20 protein-coding genes, 1 pseudogene and 1 other annotated feature are annotated in these 22,857 nt (G+C 58.1%); of the genes and pseudogenes, 14 read left to right on the top strand and 7 right to left on the bottom strand.

Annotated elements, in window-relative coordinates:
* Position 1 precedes the first annotated feature (1 nt).
* Positions 2-1,597: a bifunctional anthranilate synthase glutamate amidotransferase component TrpG/anthranilate phosphoribosyltransferase TrpD gene (gene trpD / locus HMPREF1024_RS08655; RefSeq protein WP_004148109.1), complete on the bottom strand. Its 1,596-nt coding sequence runs from the start codon at positions 1,595-1,597 to the stop codon at positions 2-4.
* Positions 1,597-3,159: an anthranilate synthase component 1 gene (locus HMPREF1024_RS08660; RefSeq protein ID WP_004176488.1), complete on the bottom strand. Its 1,563-nt coding sequence runs from the start codon at positions 3,157-3,159 to the stop codon at positions 1,597-1,599. Before HMPREF1024_RS08660 ends, trpD begins: the two co-directional genes overlap by 1 nt.
* A gap of 33 nt (positions 3,160-3,192) precedes the next feature.
* Positions 3,193-3,288: a sequence feature (Trp leader region), on the bottom strand.
* Between the two features lie 159 nt (positions 3,289-3,447).
* On the opposite strand from HMPREF1024_RS08660, the gene rnm reads away from it, so the two are divergent.
* The gene (rnm, locus tag HMPREF1024_RS08665) at positions 3,448-4,311 is read left to right on the top strand and encodes an RNase AM (RefSeq protein WP_002901735.1); all 864 of its coding nucleotides are present in this window, start codon (positions 3,448-3,450) and stop codon (positions 4,309-4,311) included.
* A 16-nt stretch (positions 4,312-4,327) separates the two neighbouring features.
* Positions 4,328-4,948 carry an L-threonylcarbamoyladenylate synthase gene (locus HMPREF1024_RS08670; protein ID WP_002901738.1) on the top strand — a complete coding sequence of 207 codons (621 nt, stop codon included), beginning with the start codon at positions 4,328-4,330 and terminating at the stop codon, positions 4,946-4,948.
* A 21-nt stretch (positions 4,949-4,969) separates the two neighbouring features.
* On the opposite strand, the gene HMPREF1024_RS08675 is transcribed toward HMPREF1024_RS08670, so the two are convergent.
* Positions 4,970-5,878: a DMT family transporter gene (locus tag HMPREF1024_RS08675; RefSeq protein ID WP_009309101.1), complete on the bottom strand. Its 909-nt coding sequence runs from the start codon at positions 5,876-5,878 to the stop codon at positions 4,970-4,972.
* Between the two features lie 111 nt (positions 5,879-5,989).
* Between HMPREF1024_RS08675 and gcvA the strand changes: the two genes are divergently transcribed.
* Together gcvA and rluB are read left to right on the top strand one after the other, a co-directional pair.
* Positions 5,990-6,886, top strand: a complete 897-nt coding sequence (gcvA, locus tag HMPREF1024_RS08680) for a transcriptional regulator GcvA (RefSeq protein WP_004224275.1) — start codon at positions 5,990-5,992, stop codon at positions 6,884-6,886.
* A gap of 281 nt (positions 6,887-7,167) precedes the next feature.
* Positions 7,168-8,070: a 23S rRNA pseudouridine(2605) synthase RluB gene (rluB, locus tag HMPREF1024_RS08685; RefSeq protein WP_002901746.1), complete on the top strand. Its 903-nt coding sequence runs from the start codon at positions 7,168-7,170 to the stop codon at positions 8,068-8,070.
* Positions 8,071-8,130: 60 nt separating this feature from the next.
* On the opposite strand, the gene cobO is transcribed toward rluB, so the two are convergent.
* Together cobO and HMPREF1024_RS08695 are read right to left on the bottom strand one after the other, a co-directional pair.
* Positions 8,131-8,721 carry a cob(I)yrinic acid a,c-diamide adenosyltransferase gene (gene cobO, locus HMPREF1024_RS08690; protein WP_002901749.1) on the bottom strand — a complete coding sequence of 197 codons (591 nt, stop codon included), beginning with the start codon at positions 8,719-8,721 and terminating at the stop codon, positions 8,131-8,133.
* The gene (locus tag HMPREF1024_RS08695; protein WP_004196459.1) at positions 8,718-9,479 is read right to left on the bottom strand and encodes a YciK family oxidoreductase; all 762 of its coding nucleotides are present in this window, start codon (positions 9,477-9,479) and stop codon (positions 8,718-8,720) included. Before HMPREF1024_RS08695 ends, cobO begins: the two co-directional genes overlap by 4 nt.
* Here HMPREF1024_RS08695 and HMPREF1024_RS0126965 point away from each other — a divergent pair.
* Both HMPREF1024_RS0126965 and sohB read left to right on the top strand, forming a co-directional pair.
* Positions 9,474-9,689, top strand: a complete 216-nt coding sequence (locus HMPREF1024_RS0126965; RefSeq protein ID WP_004148112.1) for a hypothetical protein — start codon at positions 9,474-9,476, stop codon at positions 9,687-9,689. The genes HMPREF1024_RS08695 and HMPREF1024_RS0126965 overlap by 6 nt on opposite strands.
* Positions 9,690-9,733: 44 nt before the next feature.
* Positions 9,734-10,781 (top strand): annotated as a pseudogene (gene sohB / locus HMPREF1024_RS0126960) (protease SohB).
* Between the two features lie 47 nt (positions 10,782-10,828).
* Here sohB and HMPREF1024_RS08700 read toward each other — a convergent pair.
* Positions 10,829-11,080, bottom strand: a complete 252-nt coding sequence (locus HMPREF1024_RS08700) for a YciN family protein (protein ID WP_002901761.1) — start codon at positions 11,078-11,080, stop codon at positions 10,829-10,831.
* Positions 11,081-11,486: 406 nt separating this feature from the next.
* On the opposite strand from HMPREF1024_RS08700, the gene topA reads away from it, so the two are divergent.
* From topA to acnA, 4 genes are all read left to right on the top strand, one after another.
* Positions 11,487-14,084 (top strand): type I DNA topoisomerase, encoded by a 2,598-nt coding sequence (gene topA, locus HMPREF1024_RS08705; protein ID WP_002901763.1) that lies wholly within the window; start codon positions 11,487-11,489, stop codon positions 14,082-14,084.
* A gap of 345 nt (positions 14,085-14,429) precedes the next feature.
* Positions 14,430-15,404, top strand: coding sequence for an HTH-type transcriptional regulator CysB (gene cysB / locus HMPREF1024_RS08710; protein WP_002901772.1), 975 nt, complete (start codon positions 14,430-14,432; stop codon positions 15,402-15,404).
* A 245-nt stretch (positions 15,405-15,649) separates the two neighbouring features.
* Positions 15,650-15,817, top strand: a complete 168-nt coding sequence (locus tag HMPREF1024_RS08715) for a YmiA family putative membrane protein (RefSeq protein WP_002901776.1) — start codon at positions 15,650-15,652, stop codon at positions 15,815-15,817.
* Between the two features lie 388 nt (positions 15,818-16,205).
* Positions 16,206-18,878 (top strand): aconitate hydratase AcnA, encoded by a 2,673-nt coding sequence (acnA, locus tag HMPREF1024_RS08720; RefSeq protein ID WP_009309098.1) that lies wholly within the window; start codon positions 16,206-16,208, stop codon positions 18,876-18,878.
* Positions 18,879-18,924: 46 nt separating this feature from the next.
* Here the strand turns inward: acnA and ribA are convergent, their stop codons facing one another.
* Positions 18,925-19,527 carry a GTP cyclohydrolase II gene (gene ribA / locus HMPREF1024_RS08725; protein WP_002901778.1) on the bottom strand — a complete coding sequence of 201 codons (603 nt, stop codon included), beginning with the start codon at positions 19,525-19,527 and terminating at the stop codon, positions 18,925-18,927.
* 163 nt (positions 19,528-19,690) lie between these two features.
* Between ribA and pgpB the strand changes: the two genes are divergently transcribed.
* The 4 genes from pgpB to pyrF all read left to right on the top strand — a co-directional run.
* Positions 19,691-20,458: a phosphatidylglycerophosphatase B gene (gene pgpB, locus HMPREF1024_RS08730; RefSeq protein WP_002901779.1), complete on the top strand. Its 768-nt coding sequence runs from the start codon at positions 19,691-19,693 to the stop codon at positions 20,456-20,458.
* A gap of 135 nt (positions 20,459-20,593) precedes the next feature.
* On the top strand, positions 20,594-20,902 hold the full coding sequence (locus HMPREF1024_RS08735; protein WP_002901780.1) for a LapA family protein: 309 nt from the start codon (positions 20,594-20,596) through the stop codon (positions 20,900-20,902).
* A 6-nt stretch (positions 20,903-20,908) separates the two neighbouring features.
* A complete protein-coding gene (lapB, locus tag HMPREF1024_RS08740; RefSeq protein ID WP_002901781.1) occupies positions 20,909-22,078 on the top strand; it encodes a lipopolysaccharide assembly protein LapB in 1,170 nt (389 codons plus the stop codon).
* 191 nt (positions 22,079-22,269) lie between these two features.
* Positions 22,270-22,857 (top strand): orotidine-5'-phosphate decarboxylase (pyrF, locus tag HMPREF1024_RS0126945; protein WP_009309097.1); only part of this gene is annotated, 588 nt, incomplete at its 3' end.

The following is a 22,857-nucleotide window of genomic DNA, read 5'->3' as shown; positions in this document are numbered from 1 at the left end:
TTTACCCTCTTGCCGCTAAGGCGGTCACTCTGTCATAGGCCGCGCCGCTGTGCAGCACATCCAGTACCTGCTGAGCGTTAGCTTTCAGATCTTCATGCCCGTGTAAACGCATCAACATGGCGACGTTGGCGGCGACGGCGGCTTCGTGAGCGGCTTCACCTTTACCTTGTAGCAAGCGCGTCAGAATGTCACGGTTTTCTTCCGGGGTGCCGCCCGCCAGCTGCGCCTGATGGTAAGGCGTCAGGCCGAAGTCGTCGGCAGTCAGCTGATAGCTTTTAATTTCCCCGTTATGCAGTTCGGCCACCACCGTAGGCGCATGCAGTGAAACTTCATCCATCCCACCGCTGTGCACCACCGCCGCGCGCTGATAACCCAGCACGCGCAGGGTCTCGGCGATCGGCAGCACCAGTTCCGGGCTGTAGACGCCAATCAGCGCCAGCGGCGGATGCGCCGGGTTGATCAGCGGGCCCAGCACGTTGAACAGGGTGCGAGTCTTCAGCTGCTGACGGACCGGCATCGCGTGGCGGAAACCGGTGTGGTACTTCGGCGCGAACAGGAAGCAGACGCCCAGCTCATCAAGCGCGGCGCGGGATTTATCGGCGTTCATATCGAGATTAATGCCGAAGGCCGCCAGCAGGTCAGAAGAGCCTGATTTACTGGAGACGCTGCGGTTGCCGTGTTTCGCCACTTTTAACCCGCAGGCCGCAGCGACAAAGGCGCTGGCGGTGGAGATATTGATGCTGTTGCTGCCGTCGCCACCGGTGCCAACGATGTCGGCAAACAGGTAGTCCGGGCGCGGGAACGGCGCGGCGTTTTCCAGCAGCGCGGTAGCGGCGCCGGCAATTTCCTGCGGCTGCTCGCCGCGCACTTTCATGCTGACCAGCGCGGCGGCCAGTTGCTCAGGCTTCACTTCGCCGCGCACGACGGCGGAGAACAGCTGGTGGCTCTCCTGCTGGCTCAGGGTTTCCGCCTGGTACAGTTTCTCAAGGATCGGCTGGAGGGTGTTGGTATGCTCCAGCTTCTGCAGCGCCCAGGCCAGGGTCTGCTCCAGCAGCCGCGCGCCCTGAGTGGTAAGGATCGATTCCGGATGGAACTGGAAGCCGCACACCCGGTCCGCATCGTGACGCACCGCCATCACCATACCGTTGAAATTGGCGTTAATCGTCAGCCCGGCGGGAATATTGCTGCCGACCAGCGAGTGGTAGCGCGCCACCGGCAGCGGGTTAGCCAGACCGGCAAACATCGCCTGGCCGTCGTGCTCAATGCTGGAGGCTTTGCCATGGAGGATCTCGCCCGCCTGGCCGACATAGCCGCCGTAGGCTTCGACAATGGCCTGGTGGCCGAGGCAGATGCCGATGATCGGCAGCTTGCCGCGCATACGGGTCAGCAGCTCCGGCATGCAGCCGGCTTCGCTTGGCGTACCCGGGCCCGGGGAGAGCATCAGCACCGGGTTGTCCATGGTGCCCAGACGCTCAATCAGCGCCTGCGCCGGAACGGAGTTGCGATAAATCACTACGTTATGGCCGTTGGCGCGCAGCTGGTCTGCCAGGTTATAGGTAAAGGAATCGATATTATCGAGCAGCAGAATGTCAGCCATCAGAAAATCTCCTTCGCGTGATGGGCCTGGGCAATGGCGCGCAGCACCGCGCGGGCTTTATTTCGGGTCTCATCCGCTTCCGACTGGGGAACCGAGTCGAGCACAATGCCGGCTCCGGCCTGGACGGTAGCGATACCTTCCTGCACGTAGGCGGAACGGATGACGATGCAGGTGTCGAGGTCGCCGTGGGCGGTGAAATAGCCCACCGCGCCGCCGTAGCTGCCGCGGCGTTTACCTTCGGCGGCGGCAATCAGCTGCATGGCGCGGACCTTCGGCGCGCCGCTGAGGGTGCCCATATTCATGCAGGCGCGATAGGCGTGGAGGACGTCGAGATCCTGACGCAATTCGCCTACTACACGGGAGACCAGATGCATCACGAAGGAGTAGCGGTCAACCTTGGTTAAATCAGCGACATAGCGGCTGCCCGGGGTGCAGATGCGCGCCAGGTCATTACGCGCCAGGTCCACCAGCATCAGGTGTTCGGAAAGCTCTTTATGATCGGTGCGCATTTCCAGCTCGATGCGGCTGTCGAGGTCGCGATCCAGCGAGCCGTCGGCGCGGCGGCCGCGTGGCCGGGTGCCGGCGATGGGGTAGATCTCAATCTGACGGCTGACGGCATCATACTTCAGCGAGCTTTCCGGCGAGGCGCCGAACAGGGTGAAATCATTGTCCTGCATAAAGAACATGTACGGGCTGGGGTTGCTCTTCTTCAGCACATCATAAGCGGCCAGCGGCGATGGGCAGGGCAGAGAGAAGCGGCGGGAAGGAACCACCTGGAAGATTTCCCCGGCGCGGATCGCGCGCTGCATTTTGCGCACCACCGCGCCGTACTCTTCATCGCTCTGGTCAACGTCGCAGCGCATTTCGGCCACGGTGGTAACCGGTAGCGGCGCCGGCGGCTCGTTCAGCTGCTGACGCAGCTGGCTCAGGCGCTGCTCCAGGCGCTGTTTTTCACTCTCCAGCGGGGTGAACAGGCTGGCCTGAATGCGGGTATGCTTGGTCTGATGGTCGATGACCAGCAGGGTTTCCGCCAGATAGAAGCAGTAGTCCGGGCAGGCGGTGTCGCTTTGCAACTGGGGAAGATCTTCAAAACCGGCCACCAGGTCATAGGCGAACAGGCCGCCGAAGAACATCGCTTCGCGCTCGTTGTCCGGAACGCTCACCAGCTCCTGCAGGAGACGGAAGGCGTCAAACACCGACAGTGAGCAGAGACGGGCGTCTTCATCGAGCAGGGCGCTGACGGCCGGGAAGGTCAGGATGCGGCCGTTGGGCTGGCGCTGATTGTTGATCCCGGAGGGCAGCGCGCCGTCCAGTAGTTCCAGCAGCGCCGCGCCGTTGGCGGAGAGGGCCTGAATAGTGACAGTGTCACCAAGGGCCGTAATGCGCAGCGCGCTATCGACCAGCAGCAGGCTTTTTAAGTCATCTTTGCTGTCGATGTCAGCGGATTCCAGCAGCAGCGTCGCCGGACGGGCGCCGCACAGTTGGTGGAATAACGCCGTCGGGTTCTCCCGGTAGATGGCGTCGCTGGTGAGAAGCTCGAGTGCCGGTTTGGATGTTTGCATTATTGTTCTCGCCTGTTCGTATTATTTTTGTCCAATAAAAAGCCCGCTCATTGGCGGGCCGGGTATCTGTATGCTGAATGCAAAACGCGATCACGCCGCCCGTCGTCAGGAGGTGCGCCACCAGCTGTGCAGAGTGATAAAGTGCATTTTCATCGTGATACCCCTTCATGTGAACTTGCGTACTAGTTAACTAGTTCGATGGAATAAAGTCAACCCTTGTTTGCAGATTTTCTCTGCCTGTCGGTATGATAATGCGCTTATTTACGTTGATGTCCAGCAGGAGTCCTTTTGAGCGACAGCCAATACGCAGTGATTTACGATCTGCACAGCCATACCACCGCCTCTGACGGGCGGCTGACTCCGCAGGAACTGGTCCATCGCGCCCATGAGATGCGCGTCGGCACCCTGGCGATCACCGACCATGACAGCGTGGCGGCGATCCCGGCGGCCCGGGAGGAGATCGCCCGCGCCGGATTACCCTTGACCCTGGTGAACGGCGTCGAGATTTCCACCCTTTGGGAGAATCACGAGATTCATATTGTGGGTCTGAATATTGATATTGCGCACCCAACGATGACCGCCCTGCTGGAGGAGCAGAAAGCGCGGCGCCAGCAGCGCGGTCAGATGATTGCCGAGCGCCTGGAGAAGGCGCGGATCCCCGGCGCCTGGGAAGGGGCGCTGCGACTGGCGGACGGTGGCGCCGTCACCCGCGGCCATTTTGCCCGTTTTCTGGTGGAGGCCGGCCATGCGAAAAACATGGCGGAAGTCTTCAAAAAATACCTTGCCCGCGGGAAAACCGGTTACGTGCCGCCGCAGTGGTGTACAATAAAACAAGCGATTGATGTGATTCATCATTCTGGCGGCAAGGCGGTGATTGCCCATCCCGGGCGCTACGATCTCTCCGCCAAGTGGTTGAAGCGGCTGTTGGCCCACTTTAGCGAGCAGGGCGGTGATGCCATGGAAGTGGCCCAGTGTCAGCAGGCGCCCCATGAACGCGCCCAGCTGGCCACCCTGGCCGTGCAGTTTGGTCTTCTGGCGTCGCAGGGATCCGATTTTCATCAGCCCTGCGCGTGGATCGAACTTGGCCGTAAGCTCTGGCTTCCTGCCGGCGTGGAAGGCGTCTGGCACAGTTGGGAAGCGGCCGCCGAATAAAAATTGAGAGGGAAGTATGAGCCAGTTTTTTTATATCCATCCGGATAACCCGCAGGCGCGGTTGATTAACCAGGCGGTGGAGATTGTGCGTAAGGGCGGGGTGATCGTTTATCCTACCGACTCCGGCTACGCGCTGGGCTGCAAAATTGAAGACAAGGGGGCGATGGAGCGGATCTGCCGCATTCGTCAGCTGCCGGACGGCCACAACTTTACCCTGATGTGCCGCGATCTGTCCGAGCTGTCAACCTACGCTTTTGTGGATAATGTGGCGTTTCGCCTGATGAAAAACAACACGCCGGGCAACTATACCTTTATCCTTAAGGGGACCAAAGAGGTGCCGCGTCGGCTGCTGCAGGAGAAGCGTAAAACCATCGGCATGCGCGTCCCGTCTAACCCCATCGCTCAGGCGTTGCTCGAGACCTTAGGCGAGCCGATGCTCTCCACGTCGCTGATGCTGCCCGGCAGCGACTTTACCGAATCCGACCCGGAAGAGATCAAAGATCGTCTGGAGAAAGTGGTGGACCTCATCATTCACGGCGGTTTCCTTGGGCAGCAGCCGACCACGGTTATCGATCTCACTGAAGACACCCCGGTGGTGCTGCGCGAAGGCGTCGGCGACGTGAGGCCGTTTCTCTAAGGCTATCTGCCGGGCGGTGCATCATGCGCCGTCCGGTACCCCGCGTTTTCGCCCCGACGGCACGATAATCATCCATAGCGCTACACAAACTAGCAGCGCGCCGAGAATCAATCCTTTCTCCACCGTCTCTCCGAGGCAGAGATAGCCCCACAGCGCCGCAAAAGGTGGGATCAAAAAGGTCACCGACAGCGAACGCAGCGGCCCTATATCTGCAATCAAGCGGAAGTAGAGAATATACCCTGCCGCCGTGCAGACCACGCCCAGCATGACTATCGCTATCCACGGCAGACTCTGCCGCCAGTCTATGGCAGGCCCATGCCAGCAGGACCAGAGAAAGAAAGGAAACAGAAACAGCGTGGCGCCGACCTGGCTACCCAGCGCGACGCGTTCAGCCTCGAGGCCGCCTCGCTGCTGGATCCAGCGGCGGGTCAGAAAGCCGGCCAGACCGTAACAGGCGGTCGCGGTCAGGCAGGCGCCAATCCCCGGCAGCAGCAGGGCGGCGCTAAGGCCAGACGTCGGGCGCGCGATCACCGCCACGCCAATGGCGCCCAGTATCGCGCCGCCGCCTTTGCGCAGGGTTAACGGTTCTGCAAAGCATAACGCGCCGATCAGCACCCCCATCATCGGCGCCGTGGCGTTAAGCGTGGCGGAGTACCCTGCCGGCAGCCATTGCGCGGCAAGGCAGTACATGAGAAAAGGAAGGCCTGAATTAATGACCCCCAGCTGCAGAGTGGATGTGAATTTTCCCTGATACCCGCTCCATTTACCCTGCACGCCGAGTAACAGACCGAGCGCGATAGCGGCGAACAGTACGCGAAGAAAAGCGCTGTTCAACGCCCCGAAGGCCGGGGTGGTGATGCGCATAAACAAAAAGCTGGCGCCCCAGAGGGCGGCGAGCAGCAGCAGGCGGCCATAGTCGATAACACGCATGATTGACTCCTTGTAGTCACGAAGGAAGTCAACTGTAGAACCCACGTGCAGCGTGCGACAAACGCGTTATGCTTACATGATTAAGTTTTTCTTAACTGAGGTTCCATACCCATGAAACTCCCGCCGCTGAATGCGTTGCGCTGCTTTGAGGCGGCGGCACGGCTGCTCAGCCTGAAGCTGGCCGCCAGTGAGCTTTGCGTCACGCCCAGCGCCGTCAGCCAGCAGATTGCCCGCCTTGAGGAGACGCTGAATGTCCCGCTATTTATCCGTACTCCGCGACGGTTACAGTTAACGGCGGTGGGAGAGATCTACCTGCGGGCCGTTCAGCCGGCGTTTCATCAGATAGCCGCCGCCACCCAGCGTCTGCAGGTGCCCCCGGGACCAGAAAAGGTGGCTATCAGCTGTACCAGCGGCTTCGCCATTCAGTGGCTGCTGCCGCGGCTGGCTGATTTTGAACGACGCTATCCGCAGATAGAGATCCAGATCGGCACCACCAACCGGCGAGTGGATTTGCTGAGTGAAGGGATCGATTTTGCCGTGCGTCATGGTGTCGGCGGCTGGCCGGAACTGCAGGCTTACCGCCTGCTGGATGACGACCTGATGCCGGTCTGTAGCCCGCAGCTGATCGCTCCGCGCCGGACGCTCACCGATGCGAGCGATCTACTGCAGTATCCGCTGCTGCACGATGAACATCGTGAAGACTGGGCGCTGTGGTGTGAGGCCGTGGGGCTGGCGCCGCACATCGCGCGGCGTGGGCCGGTGTTCACTGATTCCAACGGCGTGACGGAGGCGGCGTTCGCCGGTATGGGGATGGCATTGCTGCGACGCTCATTCATAGCGCCTGCGCTGACGCAGGGGCGGCTGGTTAATCCTCTGGCGCAGCCCATCGCCTGTCCGCTGGCCTATCATCTGGTTTACCACGAGACCGCGCTGCTGGCGCCTGCCAACCGCTGTTTTCGCGACTGGCTGCTTGGCCAGCGCCCGGCCGTTGCTGAGGAGCGCGCGTAGTGAGGGGGGCGCTGTCCGATAAAGATCTGTATGCGTGAATGGGCACAGGAGAATGAGGAAAATCTGTTCCATACTAAAGACGGGGCGCGGCGAACAGAAGCTTTCCCGACGAAGTTAGTGTAGTATGTTCGGCCACGAATACGGGCTCGCGGTGGATATCCTGAACGCGCCGACGAGACTTTACGTTAAAAGTATATACGTAACAATGAGTTGTGCTTTTGGCCTCATTGTTTCATAAAGCATACCAGACGCCTGGGAAGGCGACACCTTAAGGAAGCTCAATGAGCGAGAAACTGCAAAAAGTGCTGGCCCGCGCCGGCCACGGCTCCCGCCGTGAAATTGAAGCGAAAATCGAAGCTGGCCGCGTCAGCGTCGACGGCAAAATCGCCACCCTCGGCGATCGTGTGGAAATTGTCCCTGGTTTAAAAATTCGTATCGATGGTCATCTGATCTCGGTGAAAGAGTCTGCCGAGCAGATCTGCCGCGTGCTGGCTTACTATAAGCCGGAAGGCGAGCTGTGCACCCGTAACGATCCGGAAGGACGCCCGACGGTGTTTGATCGTCTGCCTAAACTGCGCGGCGCGCGCTGGATTGCCGTTGGTCGTCTGGACGTGAATACCTGCGGCCTGCTGCTGTTCACCACCGATGGCGAACTGGCCAACCGCCTGATGCACCCGAGCCGTGAAGTCGAGCGTGAGTACGCCGTTCGCGTTTTCGGCCAGGTGGATGATGATAAGCTGCGCCAGCTGTCGCGCGGCGTACAGTTAGAAGATGGTCCGGCAGCGTTTAAAACCATCAAATTCACCGGCGGCGAAGGGATTAACCAGTGGTATAACGTTACCCTGACCGAAGGGCGTAACCGCGAAGTGCGTCGCCTGTGGGAAGCGGTCGGCGTGCAGGTCAGCCGTCTGATCCGCGTGCGCTACGGCGATATTCTGCTGCCGAAAGGCCTGCCGCGCGGCGGCTATACCGAGCTGGACCTGGCGCAGACCAACTACCTGCGCGAGCTGGTGGAGCTCACGCCGGAAACCAGCTCTAAGGTTGCCGTCGAGAAAGACCGTCGGCGGTTGAAAGCCAATCAGATCCGTCGGGCGGTGAAGCGTCACAGCCAGACCAGCGCTAATCCGCGCCAGGGTAACAACAGCAACCGTCGTTCCAGTACTCGCAATAAGACTAACGGTTAATGTTATGCGTTCCGGTGACTTGCCGCCGGAACGCTTACTTCCTTCCGCGCTATCAGGCCCTCAGTAGTCTATCCCCATCTGCGCTTTAATCCCGGCATCAAATGCATGCTTGACCGGACGCAGTTCGCTGACGGTATCGGCCAGTTCAATAATATCGCGATGACAGCCGCGGCCGGTGATGATCACCGACTGATGGGCAGGGCGCTCACGCAGGGCGCTCAGCACCGACTCCAGCGGCAGGTAATCATACGCCACCATGTAGGTCAGCTCGTCCAGCAGCACCAGATCGAGCTGGTCGTCAGCGAGCATACGGCGGGCATGCTCCCAGACCGCCAGGCAGGCGGCGGTGTCGCTGTCGCGATCCTGGGTGTTCCAGGTGAAGCCGGTGGCCATCACCTGAAATTCGACGCCGTGAGGCTCCAGCAGATTACGCTCGCCGTTAGGCCAGGTCCCCTTGATAAACTGGATCACGCCGACTTTTTTGCCATGGCCGACGGCGCGGGTCGCGGTGCCAAAGGCGGCGGTGGTTTTGCCTTTGCCGTTGCCGGTAAAGACCATCACAATGCCGCGCTCGTCCTGGGCCGCCGCCACCCGGGCGTCAACTTTATCTTTCAGCCGCTGCTGGCGTTCGCGGTAGCGTTCATCACTCATTGGGCAATTCCTGGTTTACGTCCCGGTTGGGCGTCGAAGGTCATTCCCGTCTTGCGACGACTGTCGTCACCCATCAGCCACAGATAGACGGGCATAATGTCAGCGGGGGTTTTCAGTTTCAGCGGATCTTCCGTCGGGAACGCGCTGGCGCGCATTCCGGTGCGAGTGCCGCCGGGGTTGATACAGTTTACCCGCAGGTGGCGGCTTTGATACTCGTCGGCCAGCACCTGCATCATCCCTTCGGTGGCGAATTTGGAAACGGCATAGGCGCCCCAGTTGGCGCGGCCCTGACGACCGACGCTGGATGAGGTGAAGACCAGCGAGCCCGATTCCGAACGGAGTAATAAAGGAAGAAGCGCCTGGGTCAGCATAAAGGTGCCATTAACGTTCACCTGCATCACCTGCTGCCAGACCTCCGGCTTCTGCTCTTCCATTGGGCAGATGTCGCCGAGCAGGCCAGCGTTATGCAGCACGCCGTCAAGGCGGGGATAGTGCATGCTGATCTGCTGCGCCAGCTGCTGGCACGCCTGGGGCGTACAGGTGAGCAGGTCGAGGGTAAACCAGCGAGGGGGAATACCACCCTCACGCTCAATTTCCTGGGCGACGGTGCGCAGTTTGTCGTCGTTGCGACCCAGCAGGATAACGCTGGCGCTATAGCGCGCGTAGGTCAGGGCCGCTTCACGACCAATCCCGTCGCTGGCCCCGGTGACCAGGATGATGCGATCTTTCAGCAAGTGACGTTGTGGTTGATAATGCACGGCAACTCCTTGGGCGATCGGTTCCCGATCGCGCTTCATCTTTGGTATCTCACTTTTGCGCTGTTATGCCTGAAAGCGCCCGCCATTGCAATCGGCGAAGCGGAAAGTATTCACAAAATTAATATCTTGCAACGATTTCAGCCGCGCGAAAAAAAACGGAATCCGCTGCGCAGAGAACACAAAGCACAAAGACTTCTCGCCAGCGGCTGAGGTACACTGTGCAGCAACGTCAGTGCTTTACACAAGGTGAAAACGTGGAATTACTTGCTCAGTACGGCTTATTTTTAGCCAAGATCGCGACGGTTGTCGTCGCCATCGCGGTGATTGCCGCTATTATCGTCAACCTCGCTCAGCGCAAGAAGCAGCGCGGCGAGCTGCGGGTGACCAATCTTAGCGAGCATTATAAAGAGATGAAGGAATCGCTGGCGGTGGCGCTGCTGGACGGCCCGCAGCAGAAGCAGTGGCATAAGGCGCAGAAGAAAAAGACAAAAACAAGAGGCGAAGGCGGCCAAAGCGCGGGCGAAGCTGGGCAATGCCGAGCCGGAAGGCAAGCCGCGCGCCTGGGTGCTGGATTTCAAAGGCAGTATGGATGCTCATGAGGTCAATAGCCTGCGGGAAGAGATCACCGCGGTACTGGCGGCGGCGAAAGCGCGCGATCAGGTGGTGATTCGCCTGGAAAGCCCCGGCGGGGTGGTGCACGGCTACGGTCTGGCCGCCTCTCAGCTGCAGCGTTTGCGCGACAAGCAGATCCCGCTGACGGTGGCGGTCGACAAAGTGGCGGCCAGCGGCGGCTATATGATGGCCTGCGTGGCGAACAAAATTGTCTCGGCGCCGTTTGCGATCCTCGGATCTATTGGTGTGGTGGCGCAGATCCCGAACCTGCACCGCTTCCTGAAGAATAAAGATATCGATATCGAACTGCACACTGCCGGGCAGTACAAACGAACGCTCACCATGCTGGGCGAAAATACCGAGGAAGGGCGGCGCAAGTTCCGCGAGGATCTCAATGAGACACATCATTTGTTCAAGGATTTCGTCCACCGGATGCGTCCGGGACTTGATATTGAGCAGGTGGCCACCGGCGAACACTGGTACGGGGTGCAGGCGCTGGAAAAAGGTCTGGTGGATGCGGTTGAAACCAGCGATGAGCTGCTGCTGGGGCTGATGGAGAGCCACGAGGTGATCGGGGTGCGTTATCAACAGCGTAAGAAGATGCTCGACCGCTTTACCGGTAGCGCGGCGGAGAGCGCCGATCGGCTTCTGCTGCGCTGGTGGCAGCGCGGTCAGAAACCGCTGATGTAAATAACATAACGCGAGGCCTGGGCCTCGCGTTATTGTTTTCACCGGTCTTAATCGACCAGGTGGTACTTGTCCGACAGCTCGTGAGCAAGATACTTAAACATGTTAAATACCGCTGTACTCTTCGGCGTCGGTAGTCCCTGCTCATCAAGGTAAAACTCACCGCTAAACACCAGGACATTGTTGCGCTGAACGACGTCGGTGGCTTCGATACCGGCTAACGTATCCTCATGTTCGCGAATAAGTTTGTTGGCTTTTTCGAGCAGCGTCTGGCGATCGATTGGTTGGGTTGTACCTTGCATAACGGACTCCTCTTTTTCTCCGCGCGTAGTTTACGCCGCGCGGCGGCGTGGGGCAAATTTTCCATGCATAAATCAAGGGTAATGGTAACCAGTGGAGAAACAGCCGTTTACTGGCGGGATTTGCTTTTGCATGCTAATAAAGTTGCGTAACGAATTTTATCAGGTACAGTGTGACGCTTTCGGCGATCTGGCAACAGATTTGCTTGACATTCGGCCAAAAATTCTTCGTGCTATGTCACCTGACGAGAAAAAGTCAGCAAACTCAAGCGCCTGGTTTTACGGAGATGAAACGGGTGTTCAGGGTTGATATTCACCGACGGTGCCGCAACATATGAGGCAGTCGCCAGTGGAGGGTGTATGAATGTGCGATGTATTCCTGGATGAATCAAATTAGGTAAAGGTGAATATGGGTAAAGCTCTCGTTATCGTTGAGTCCCCGGCAAAAGCCAAAACGATCAATAAGTATCTGGGTAATGACTACGTGGTGAAATCCAGCGTCGGTCATATCCGCGATTTGCCGACCAGTGGATCAGCTTCCAAAAAGAGCGCCGACTCTACCGCCACCAAAGGGGCTAAAAAGCCTAAAAAGGACGAACGTAGTGCTCTGGTTAACCGTATGGGCGTGGACCCATGGCATGACTGGAATGCGCACTATGAAGTACTTCCGGGTAAAGAAAAGGTAGTTTCAGAACTCAAACAGTTGGCGGAAAAAGCTGACCACATCTATCTCGCAACCGACCTTGACCGCGAAGGGGAAGCCATTGCCTGGCACCTGCGGGAAGTCATCGGCGGCGATGAACAGCGTTACAGTCGCGTGGTGTTCAATGAGATCACCAAAAACGCTATTCGTCAGGCCTTTGAAAAGCCGGGCGAACTGAATATCGATCGGGTTAACGCCCAGCAGGCGCGTCGTTTTATGGACCGCGTGGTGGGCTATATGGTTTCGCCGCTGCTGTGGAAAAAAATCGCCCGTGGTCTTTCTGCCGGGCGCGTACAGTCCGTCGCGGTCCGCCTGGTGGTGGAGCGTGAACGTGAAATTAAAGCGTTCGTCCCGGAAGAGTACTGGGAAGTCGACGCCAGCACCACCACGCCGGGCGGTGACGCCCTGCCGCTGCAGGTGACCCATAAGGACGATAAGCCGTTCCGTCCGGTCAGCCGCGATGAGACCATGGCGGCGGTATCGCTGCTGGAAAAAGCCAGCTACAGCGTACTGGAGCGTGAAGATAAGCCGACCAGCAGCAAGCCGGGCGCGCCGTTCATCACCTCCACCCTGCAGCAGGCGGCCAGCACCCGTCTGGGCTTCGGTGTGAAAAAGACCATGATGATGGCTCAGCGACTCTATGAGGCAGGGCACATCACCTATATGCGTACCGACTCCACCAACCTGAGTCAGGACGCGCTGAACATGGTTCGCGGCTACATCAGCGACAAATTTGGCAAAAAATATCTGCCGGATAGCGCGAACCAGTACGCCAGCAAAGAAAACTCGCAGGAAGCGCACGAAGCGATTCGTCCGTCTGATGTGAACGTGCTGGCGGAAACGCTGAAAGATATGGAAGCGGATGCGCAGAAGCTTTATCAGCTGATCTGGCGCCAGTTTGTCGCCTGTCAGATGACGCCGGCGCAGTACGACTCCACCACGCTGACCGTGGCTGCGGGTGATTTCAAACTGAAAGCGCGCGGTCGCACTTTACGTTTCGACGGCTGGACAAAAGTCATGCCGGCGCTGCGCAAGGGCGATGAAGACCGGACGCTGCCGCTGGTCAAACAGGGCGACCGCCTGAGCCTGGTGGAGCTGACGCCTGCGCAGCACTTTACCAAGCCGCCGGCGCGTTTCAGCGAGGCCTCGCTGGTGAAAGAGCTGGAAAAACGCGGGATTGGCCGTCCGTCGACCTACGCGTCGATCATTTCGACCATTCAGGATCGCGGCTACGTGCGGGTGGAAAACCGTCGTTTTTACGCCGAAAAAATGGGCGAGATCGTTACCGACCGGCTGGAAGAAAACTTCCGCGATCTGATGAACTACGATTTTACCGCGCAGATGGAGGATCGCCTCGACCAGGTTGCGAACCACCAGGCCGAGTGGAAAGAGGTGCTGAACCACTTCTTCGGCGATTTTACCACCCAGCTGGCGACGGCAGAGAAAGATCCGGAAGAGGGCGGCATGCAGCCGAACCCGATGGTGCTCACCAGCATCGACTGCCCGACCTGCGGCCGTAAAATGGGGATCCGTACCGCCAGCACCGGCGTTTTCCTCGGCTGTTCGGGCTATGCCTTGCCGCCGAAAGAGCGGTGCAAAACCACCATCAACCTGGTGCCGGAGAACGAAGTCCTCAACGTGCTGGAAGGCGATGACGCGGAAACCAACGCGCTGCGCGCCAAACGTCGCTGCCAGAAGTGTGGGACGGCGATGGACAGCTACCTTATCGATCCTAAGCGTAAGCTGCACGTCTGTGGTAATAACCCGACCTGCGACGGCTACGAGATTGAAGAGGGCGAATTCCGCATCAAGGGCTATGACGGCCCGGTGGTGGAGTGCGAGAAGTGCGGGTCTGAAATGCACCTGAAAATGGGGCGTTTCGGTAAATACATGGCCTGTACCAACGACGAGTGTAAGAACACGCGTAAGATCCTACGCAATGGCGAAGTGGCTCCGCCGAAGGAAGATCCGGTGCCGCTGCCGGAGCTGCCGTGTGAGAAGTCTGACGCCTACTTTGTGCTGCGCGACGGGGCGGCGGGCGTCTTCCTGGCGGCCAACACCTTCCCGAAATCACGGGAAACGCGTGCGCCGCTGGTGGAGGAGCTGTACCGCTTCCGCGATCGTCTGCCGGAAAAACTGCGTTATCTCGCCGATGCGCCGCAGCAGGATCCGGAAGGCAATAAAACGCTGGTACGCTTTAGCCGTAAAACCAAGCAACAGTACGTGGCGTCCGAAAAAGAGGGCAAAGCGACCGGCTGGTCAGCTTTCTTTATCGACGGTAAGTGGACGGAAGCCAAAAAGTAATGGCGTTCGTTCGGGCAGGAAAAGCGCGCTTTTCCTGCTCAGGCGACCGGCAGAGAGAGTGCATTTCTCTGCCGTGTCGTCTTCCCCTCTTTGCGTTAATTTCCTCCCCTTATAACCACCTATATTATTTTTCGTTAGCGTCTATACAGTGTTGATATAAATGATATAGTGGTTATAGTTAATGCCTTTTTTATTATTAAAACGTCTTATACATCATCGCTTTCAGGATGCATTGCGGCGCCACTATGGCCAACTGCCGGGAGCCCAGGGCCTTCATCGGCGACAAGTTGCCTGAACGTAAAGTGTATTAAGCGGCTTCATTTTACGCGCAAACGGATATCAGCCATGAAACTACAACAGCTTCGCTACATCGTTGAGGTGGTTAACCATAACCTGAATGTTTCATCCACCGCCGAAGGGCTCTATACCTCCCAGCCGGGTATCAGTAAGCAGGTCCGCATGCTGGAGGATGAGCTGGGCATTCAGATCTTTGCCCGCAGCGGTAAACACTTAACCCAGGTGACGCCGGCCGGGCAGGAGATCATCCGCATCGCCCGCGAAGTGCTGTCGAAAGTCGATGCCATCAAATCTGTCGCCGGAGAGCATACCTGGCCTGACAAAGGGTCTCTTTACGTCGCCACCACCCATACCCAGGCGCGCTATGCGTTACCGGGAGTGATCAAGGGGTTTATTGAACGCTACCCGCGGGTGTCGCTGCATATGCATCAGGGCTCGCCGACTCAGATTGCGGAGGCTGTGTCGAAAGGCAATGCCGATTTCGCCATCGCCACCGAGGCGCTGCATCTGTATGACGATCTGGTGATGCTGCCATGCTATCACTGGAACCGGTCGATTGTAGTGACCCCCGAGCATCCTCTGGCCACCAAGGGCTCGGTGTCCATAGAGGAACTGGCCCAGTATCCATTGGTAACCTATACCTTTGGTTTTACCGGCCGCTCCGAACTGGATACTGCGTTTAACCGTGCGGGCCTGACGCCGCGCATTGTTTTTACCGCCACCGATGCCGACGTCATCAAAACCTATGTTCGCCTGGGGCTGGGGGTAGGGGTAATCGCCAGCATGGCGGTGGATCCGGTCTCTGACCCGGATCTGGTGAAGCTGGATGCGAACGGTATTTTCAGCCACAGCACCACTAAGATAGGTTTCCGCCGTAGCACCTTCTTACGAAGCTACATGTATGATTTTATTCAACGTTTTGCTCCCCATTTGACCAGGGACGTGGTAGATACCGCGGTGGCTTTACGCTCGAATGAAGATATTGAAGCGATGTTCAAAGATATAAAACTTCCGGAAAAATAACCCTGAAAATAATAATGGCACTCCCTGCGAGGAGTGCCATTAACTATGATGGACTGTATTTAACAACTTAAACCTCGAACCAATCACAAAATTAATAATTTTTGGCAACACGTTTTTCATTATGCCCGCCGCGATCAAATAACCGGTTAAATATATTCCATCAGGCCTAAATTCACTGGATTAATCTTTTATCCATAATTAAGATTTATCTGTACCTGATGATTTGAGCAATTGGTGGTGACAATATGATAAGTAATATCGATTACATGAAACTGGCGATGTCATACGAGAATGACAAAACCGAAATCGATCCCGTTCTGCGTAGTCGCGTATGGGGCGTAGTGTTGGTAGGGTTGGCGATGTTCTGGAGCATCATCGCGCTCACCATCTGCAACATCTGGATTGTCAGCTAAAGCTGTAGGTCATCGTTGTAGATACATGTCATTTTTATGACAGTGAAAGGAAACTGTAATATAAAATCAGTGACCGGCAATACAGGGAGAATATATTTTGCCGCTGGATTCATCCAACCTGAAATCACTCACCAGAGCTAATCACTGCCCGCTGGCCGATTAGCTCTTTTTTTGTCCTCGTGTACTAATACAATATCGGCATACGCCCTCTTTGCACTATTTTGGTGCTATTTCGCCTGCTCTCGGATAATTCCCGTTTCCTCTCTCTCTGTCTCGTCGTATTTAGCAATTTGGGTTGTTATCAAAGTGTTATGCTCAGTATGTGTTATCTTTAATGGAGACCCTGAGGAGAATCAGGGTATGCCATCCCTGAGATAAAGGAGGAGCTATGTCGTCAACCCTACGAGAAGCCAGTAAGGACACGCTGCAGGTCAACGATAAAACCTGGCATTACTACAGCCTGCCGTTGGCGGAGAAGCAGCTGGGCGAGATCAGTCGACTGCCCAAGTCGCTGAAGGTGCTGATGGAGAACCTGCTGCGCTGGCAGGACGGTGACTCGGTAACTGAAGAAGATATTCGCGCCCTGGCCGGCTGGCTGCAACAGGCCCATGCCGACCGGGAAATCGCCTACCGTCCGGCACGCGTCCTGATGCAGGACTTTACCGGCGTGCCGGCGGTAGTGGATCTGGCCGCCATGCGCGAGGCGGTGAAACGCCTTGGCGGCGATACGGCGAAGGTTAATCCGCTATCGCCGGTTGACCTGGTGATCGACCACTCGGTGACCGTTGACCGCTTCGGCGACGACGAGGCCTTCGAAGACAACGTCCGCCTGGAAATGGAGCGGAACCACGAACGCTACGCTTTTCTGCGCTGGGGGCAGCAGGCCTTCAGCCGCTTCAGCGTGGTGCCGCCGGGCACCGGTATTTGCCATCAGGTGAACCTGGAATACCTTGGCCGGGCGGTCTGGAGCGAGGAGGTGAACGGCCAGTGGATGGCGTGGCCGGATACGCTGGTGGGCACCGACTCCCATACCACCATGATTAATGGTCTTGGCGTGCTGGGCTGGGGAGTGGGCGGGATTGAAGCGGAAGCCGCTATGCTGGGCCAGCCGGTGTCAATGCTGATCCCCGATGTTGTGGGCTTTAAGCTCAGCGGCAAACTGCGCGAAGGCATCACCGCCACTGACCTGGTACTGACGGTTACCCAAATGCTGCGTCAGCATGGCGTCGTCGGCAAGTTTGTTGAATTCTACGGTGACGGCCTGGATACCTTACCCCTTGCCGACAGGGCGACCATCGCCAATATGGCGCCGGAGTATGGCGCCACCTGTGGCTTTTTCCCTATCGATGACGTAACGCTCAGCTATATGCGTCTCAGCGGCCGTAGCGAAGAACAGGTCGCGCTGGTGGAAGCCTACGCTAAAGCCCAGGGCATGTGGCGCCAGCCTGGCGATGAGCCGGTCTTTACCAGTACCCTGGCGCTGGATATGAGCAGCGTCGAAGCGAGCCTCGCCGGGCCGAAGCGACCGCAGGATCGCGTGGCGCTGGGCGATGTTCCGAAAGCCTTCGCCGCCAGCGGCGAGCTGGAGGTTAACCACCTTCAGCGTCAGCGTCAGCCGGTTGACTATACGCTGAACGGGCATCACTATTCGCTACCGGATGGCGCGGTGGCTATTGCAGCGATTACCTCCTGCACCAATACCTCTAACCCCAGCGTGTTGATGGCCGCCGGCCTGCTGGCGAAAAAAGCCGTCGAACGCGGCCTGCAGCCGCAGCCGTGGGTGAAAGCTTCCCTGGCCCCAGGCTCGAAAGTGGTGTCGGATTATCTGGCCCATGCCGGCCTGACGCCTTACCTCGACCAGCTCGGCTTCAATCTGGTGGGATATGGTTGCACCACCTGTATCGGTAACTCCGGTCCATTGCCTGAACCTATCGAAGAAGCGATCAAAAAAGGCGATCTGACCGTCGGGGCAGTGCTCTCCGGTAACCGTAACTTCGAAGGGCGTATTCATCCGCTGGTGAAAACCAACTGGCTGGCCTCGCCGCCGTTGGTGGTCGCCTATGCGCTGGCGGGGAACATGAATATCGACCTCACCCGCGAGCCGTTGGGACAGAGCAAGAATGGCGAGCCGGTCTATCTGAAAGATATCTGGCCGAGCGGGGAGGAGATTGCCCGCGCGGTGGAACAGGTCTCCACCGAGATGTTCCGCAAAGAGTACGCGGAATTGTTTTCCGGCACTGAGGAGTGGAAGGCGATCAAGGTGGAGGCGTCAGATACCTACGACTGGCAGGAGGACTCGACCTATATTCGCTTGTCGCCGTTCTTTGACGAGATGGGCGCCGAGCCGCTGCCGGTAGAGGATATTCGCGGCGCGCGGATCCTCGCCATGCTGGGCGACTCAGTCACCACGGACCACATTTCGCCGGCGGGGAGCATCAAAGCCGATAGTCCGGCAGGCCGCTATCTGCAGGAGCATGGGGTTGCCCGGCGCGACTTTAACTCCTATGGTTCCCGTCGCGGTAACCATGAGGTGATGATGCGTGGCACCTTCGCCAATATCCGCATTCGTAACGAAATGGTCCCAGGGATGGAAGGGGGCATGACCCGCCATCTGCCGGATCCTGAACCGATGGCGATTTACGATGCGGCGATGCTGTACAAGGCTGAGGGCACACCGCTGGCGGTGATTGCCGGTAAGGAGTATGGCTCAGGTTCCAGCCGTGACTGGGCGGCGAAGGGGCCGCGCCTGCTGGGGATTCGGGTAGTGATCGCCGAGTCCTTCGAGCGTATCCATCGTTCAAACCTGATCGGAATGGGCATTTTGCCGCTGGAGTTCCCGCAGGGCGTCACCCGCAAAACGCTGCGGTTGACCGGGGAAGAGCGGATTGATATTAGCAATCTGCAGTCGCTTCAGCCTGGCGCTACGGTGCCGGTGACCCTGACTCGCGCTGACGGCTCGCAGGAAGCGATCCCTTGTCGGTGCCGTATCGACACGGCGACAGAACTCACCTACTACCGCAACGACGGCATCCTGCACTACGTTATTCGTAATATGCTGTGAAACAAAGGGCCAGCATCGCTGGCCCTTTTTCGGTTATTCCACCGGTTTATTCCGTCGGCTTGCTGTTCAGCAGATGGCCCATCTTGGCGGCTTTGGTGTCCAGATAGTGAGCGTTTTTCGGGTTACGCCCGACGATCAGCGGCACCCGCTCCACAATGTTGATCCCGGCTTCGGTAAGAATTTCCACTTTTTTCGGGTTATTGGTTAATAACCGCACCTGCTCAACGTTGAGCAATTTGAACATGTCGGCGCACAAGGTGAAATCGCGCTCATCGGCGGCGAAGCCAAGCTGATGGTTCGCTTCGACAGTGTCGTAGCCCTGATCCTGCAGCGCGTAGGCGCGGATCTTATTCAATAAACCAATGTTGCGTCCTTCCTGGCGGTGATAGAGCAGGATCCCCCGACCTTCTTCAGCGATATGCGACAGAGCCGCTTCCAGTTGAAAGCCGCAATCACAGCGCAGGCTAAACAGGGCATCGCCCGTCAAACACTCTGAATGTACGCGGGCGAGGACCGGCGACTGCCCTGATATATCGCCATACACCAGCGCGACATGATCCTGTCCGGTTGCCAGTTCTTCAAAACCCACCATCAGGAAATCGCCCCAGGGGGTTGGCAGTTTGGCTTCTGCCACACGTTTAAGCTGCATGTGATTCTCCAGATTCTGTCAGCACCTGACTGTGCTTTCTGTTTCCCGCTATTTTGCCACAACGCCTGGACGTTCTCCTAATCGCGAACGGTTAGCCGTGTGGAAAGCGCACAAACGATCTACTTTCCGCTATGATGTTCATCTACAAGGAGAAGGAGAGAAAATGCTGTTGATAGCCCGACGAACTGCTCTCGCGGCGGCGCTGCTGCTGGTTATGCCCCTCACGGTCTGGCTTTCCGGGTGGCTGTGGCAGCCTGGACTGCCGGTTGCCATGTTGAAAAGCCTGTGGTGGGTGACGGAAACGGTGACCCAGCCGTGGGGAATTATCACTCATGTCGTGCTTTGCGGCTGGTTCCTCTGGTGTCTGCGCTTTCGGCTGCGCGCGGCGTTGATCCTGTTCCTTATCCTTGCCGCCGCTATCCTGGCGGGACAGGGGGCGAAATCCTGGGTCAAGGCGCGGGTCCAGGAGCCGAGACCGTTCGTCATCTGGCTGGAAAACACAAGGCAGGTGCCGGTGACGCAATTCTACGCGTTAAAGCGTAAAGAACGCGCTAAACTGGTGCATGAACAGCTGGCGCAGGCGCAGGACATTCCGTCATTTTTACGCAAACACTGGCAGAAGGAGACGGGGTTTGCTTTCCCGTCAGGTCACACCATGTTTGCCGCCAGCTGGGCGTTACTCGCTGCGGGGCTGCTGTGGCCGCGTCGCCGCTGGGGCACAATCGCGGTGCTGCTGGTGTGGGCGACGGCGGTGATGGGCAGTCGCTTGGCGCTGGGCATGCACTGGCCGCTGGATCTCATCGTCGCCACGCTGATCTCCTGGCTGCTGGTCACGGTGGCCTGCTGGCTGACGCAGCGCCTTTGTGGGCCGCTCTCGCCGCCCGGAGAAGAGGCGCAGGATATTAAAAAACGGATGCCTGAAGCGGAATAATGTTGATTTTAGCGGCATCCGACCGCATATCCTGAAGAGTTGCCATGCTTTTTCATTCCACCGCTGCGGCGAAAATGATACTTTATAGGGCTGAAAGCGGGCTTTTTTCGCGCAACCCACATAACGGGAAGTCATGTGAAATATTTACTCATTTTCTTACTGGTGTTAGCAATCTTCGTCATTTCAGTGACGCTGGGGGCGCAGAATGACCAACAGGTCACTTTCAACTATTTACTCGCTCAGGGTGAATTCCGCATATCGACGCTGCTGGCGGTGCTGTTTGCCGCGGGCTTTGCCATTGGCTGGCTGATCTGCGGCCTGTTCTGGCTGCGGGTGCGTGTCTCACTGGCGCGCGCGGAGCGGAAAATTAAGCGTCTTGAGCATCAGATTGCCCCCGTCAGCCCAGCGGCTGTCGACGCAGGCGTGCCTGCGGTGAAGGAATAACCTCTTATGCTGGAGTTGTTGTTTCTGCTTTTACCCGTTGCCGCCGCTTACGGCTGGTACATGGGGCGCAGAAGTGCACAACAGTCCAAACAGGACGATGCTAGCCGCCTGTCGCGAGATTACGTGGCGGGGGTTAACTTCCTGCTCAGCAACCAGCAGGATAAAGCCGTCGACCTGTTCCTTGATATGCTGAAAGAGGATACCGGTACCGTTGAGGCGCACCTGACGCTCGGTAATTTGTTCCGTTCGCGCGGCGAAGTCGACCGCGCGATCCGAATTCACCAGAGCCTGATGGAAAGCGCGTCGTTAACCTACGATCAGCGCCTGTTGGCGGTGCAGCAGCTGGGACGGGATTATATGGCCGCCGGACTGTATGACCGCGCGGAAGACATGTTCAAACAGCTGGTGGATGAGACCGATTTCCGCCTCGGCGCGCTGCAGCAACTGCTGCAGATTTACCAGGCGACCAGCGACTGGCAGTCGGCTATTGAAGTGGCTGAACGGCTGGTGAAGCTGGGGAAAGAGAAACATCGTGGCGAAATCGCCAACTTCTGGTGCGAACTGGCCCTGCAGCAGATGGCAGCCAACGATCTGGATAAAGCGATGGCGTTGTTGAGAAAAGGCGCCGCCGCGGACCGCACCAGCGCCCGGGTATCGATCATGATGGGCCGGGTGTGGATGGAAAAGGGCGACTACGCCAAAGCGGTGGAGAGCCTCGAGCGGGTTATCGATCAGGATAAAGAGCTGGTGGGTGAAACGCTGGAGATGCTGCAGACCTGCTACCAGCAGCTCGGCAAAACCGATGAATGGGAAGTTTTTCTGCGCCGCTGCGTGGAGGAGAACGCCGGGGCGACCGCCGAACTGATGCTGGCGCAGATCCTTGAGCAGCGGGAAGGCGTCGAAGCGGCGCAAAACTACGTCACCCGGCAGCTGGAACGCCACCCGACCATGCGCGTCTTCCATAAGCTGATGGACTACCATCTCAACGAAGCGGAAGAAGGGCGGGCGAAAGAAAGCCTTGGGGTGCTGCGAAACATGGTTGGTGAGCAGGTGCGCAGCAAACCACGCTATCGCTGCCAGAAATGCGGGTTTACCGCTCATACACTCTACTGGCATTGTCCGTCCTGCCGCTCGTGGGCGACCATTAAACCCATTCGCGGTCTCGACGGCCAGTAAAGCCAAAAAAAAGCCCTCCGTTAGTTACAACATACTTATCGCTTCACTCCTCTCCAGGCGCGGCCCCGGCAGCGCCATCGTCCGGTCAGGGCAGGTACGGCAGTCTGTTATTTTGTTCGCTTCACAGGTAGAATGCTGCCCGTTTACCTTTTTTGCGCCACCCCGGCGCCCATCAACACTAAGGTCTGGTCATGACGTCTACAGCTATCCCATCTTCCCGCGCTGTCACATCCTCTCCCGTTGTGGTTGCGCTCGACTATGATAATCGCGATAAAGCGCTGGCATTTGTCGACCGCATCGACCCGCGCGACTGCCGCCTGAAGGTGGGCAAAGAGATGTTCACCCTGCTGGGCCCGCAGTTTGTCCGCGATCTGCATCAGCGTGGGTTTGAGGTGTTCCTGGACCTTAAGTTTCACGATATTCCCAACACCACCGCCCGCGCGGTGGCTGCAGCGGCTGAGCTGGGCGTATGGATGGTGAATGTCCATGCTTCCGGCGGCGCGCGAATGATGACCGCCGCGCGCGAAGCGCTGCTGCCGTTTGGCAAAGATGCGCCGCTGCTGATCGCTGTCACGGTACTCACCAGCATGGAGTCCAGCGATCTACAGGATCTGGGCATTACCTTATCTCCGGCTGACTACGCGGCGAAGCTGGCGGCGCTGACCCAACGCTGCGGCCTTGATGGGGTGGTGTGTTCAGCCCAGGAGGCGGTGCGCTTTAAGCATGAGCTGGGGCAGGCGTTTAAGCTGGTGACCCCGGGGATTCGTCCGCAGGGCAGC

Source organism: Klebsiella sp. 4_1_44FAA, assembly GCF_000238715.1.
GTDB classification, from domain to species: domain Bacteria; phylum Pseudomonadota; class Gammaproteobacteria; order Enterobacterales; family Enterobacteriaceae; genus Klebsiella; species Klebsiella pneumoniae.
The sequence above is the reverse complement of the archived record's forward strand: the minus strand, read 5'-3'. Positions and strand labels throughout refer to the sequence as shown.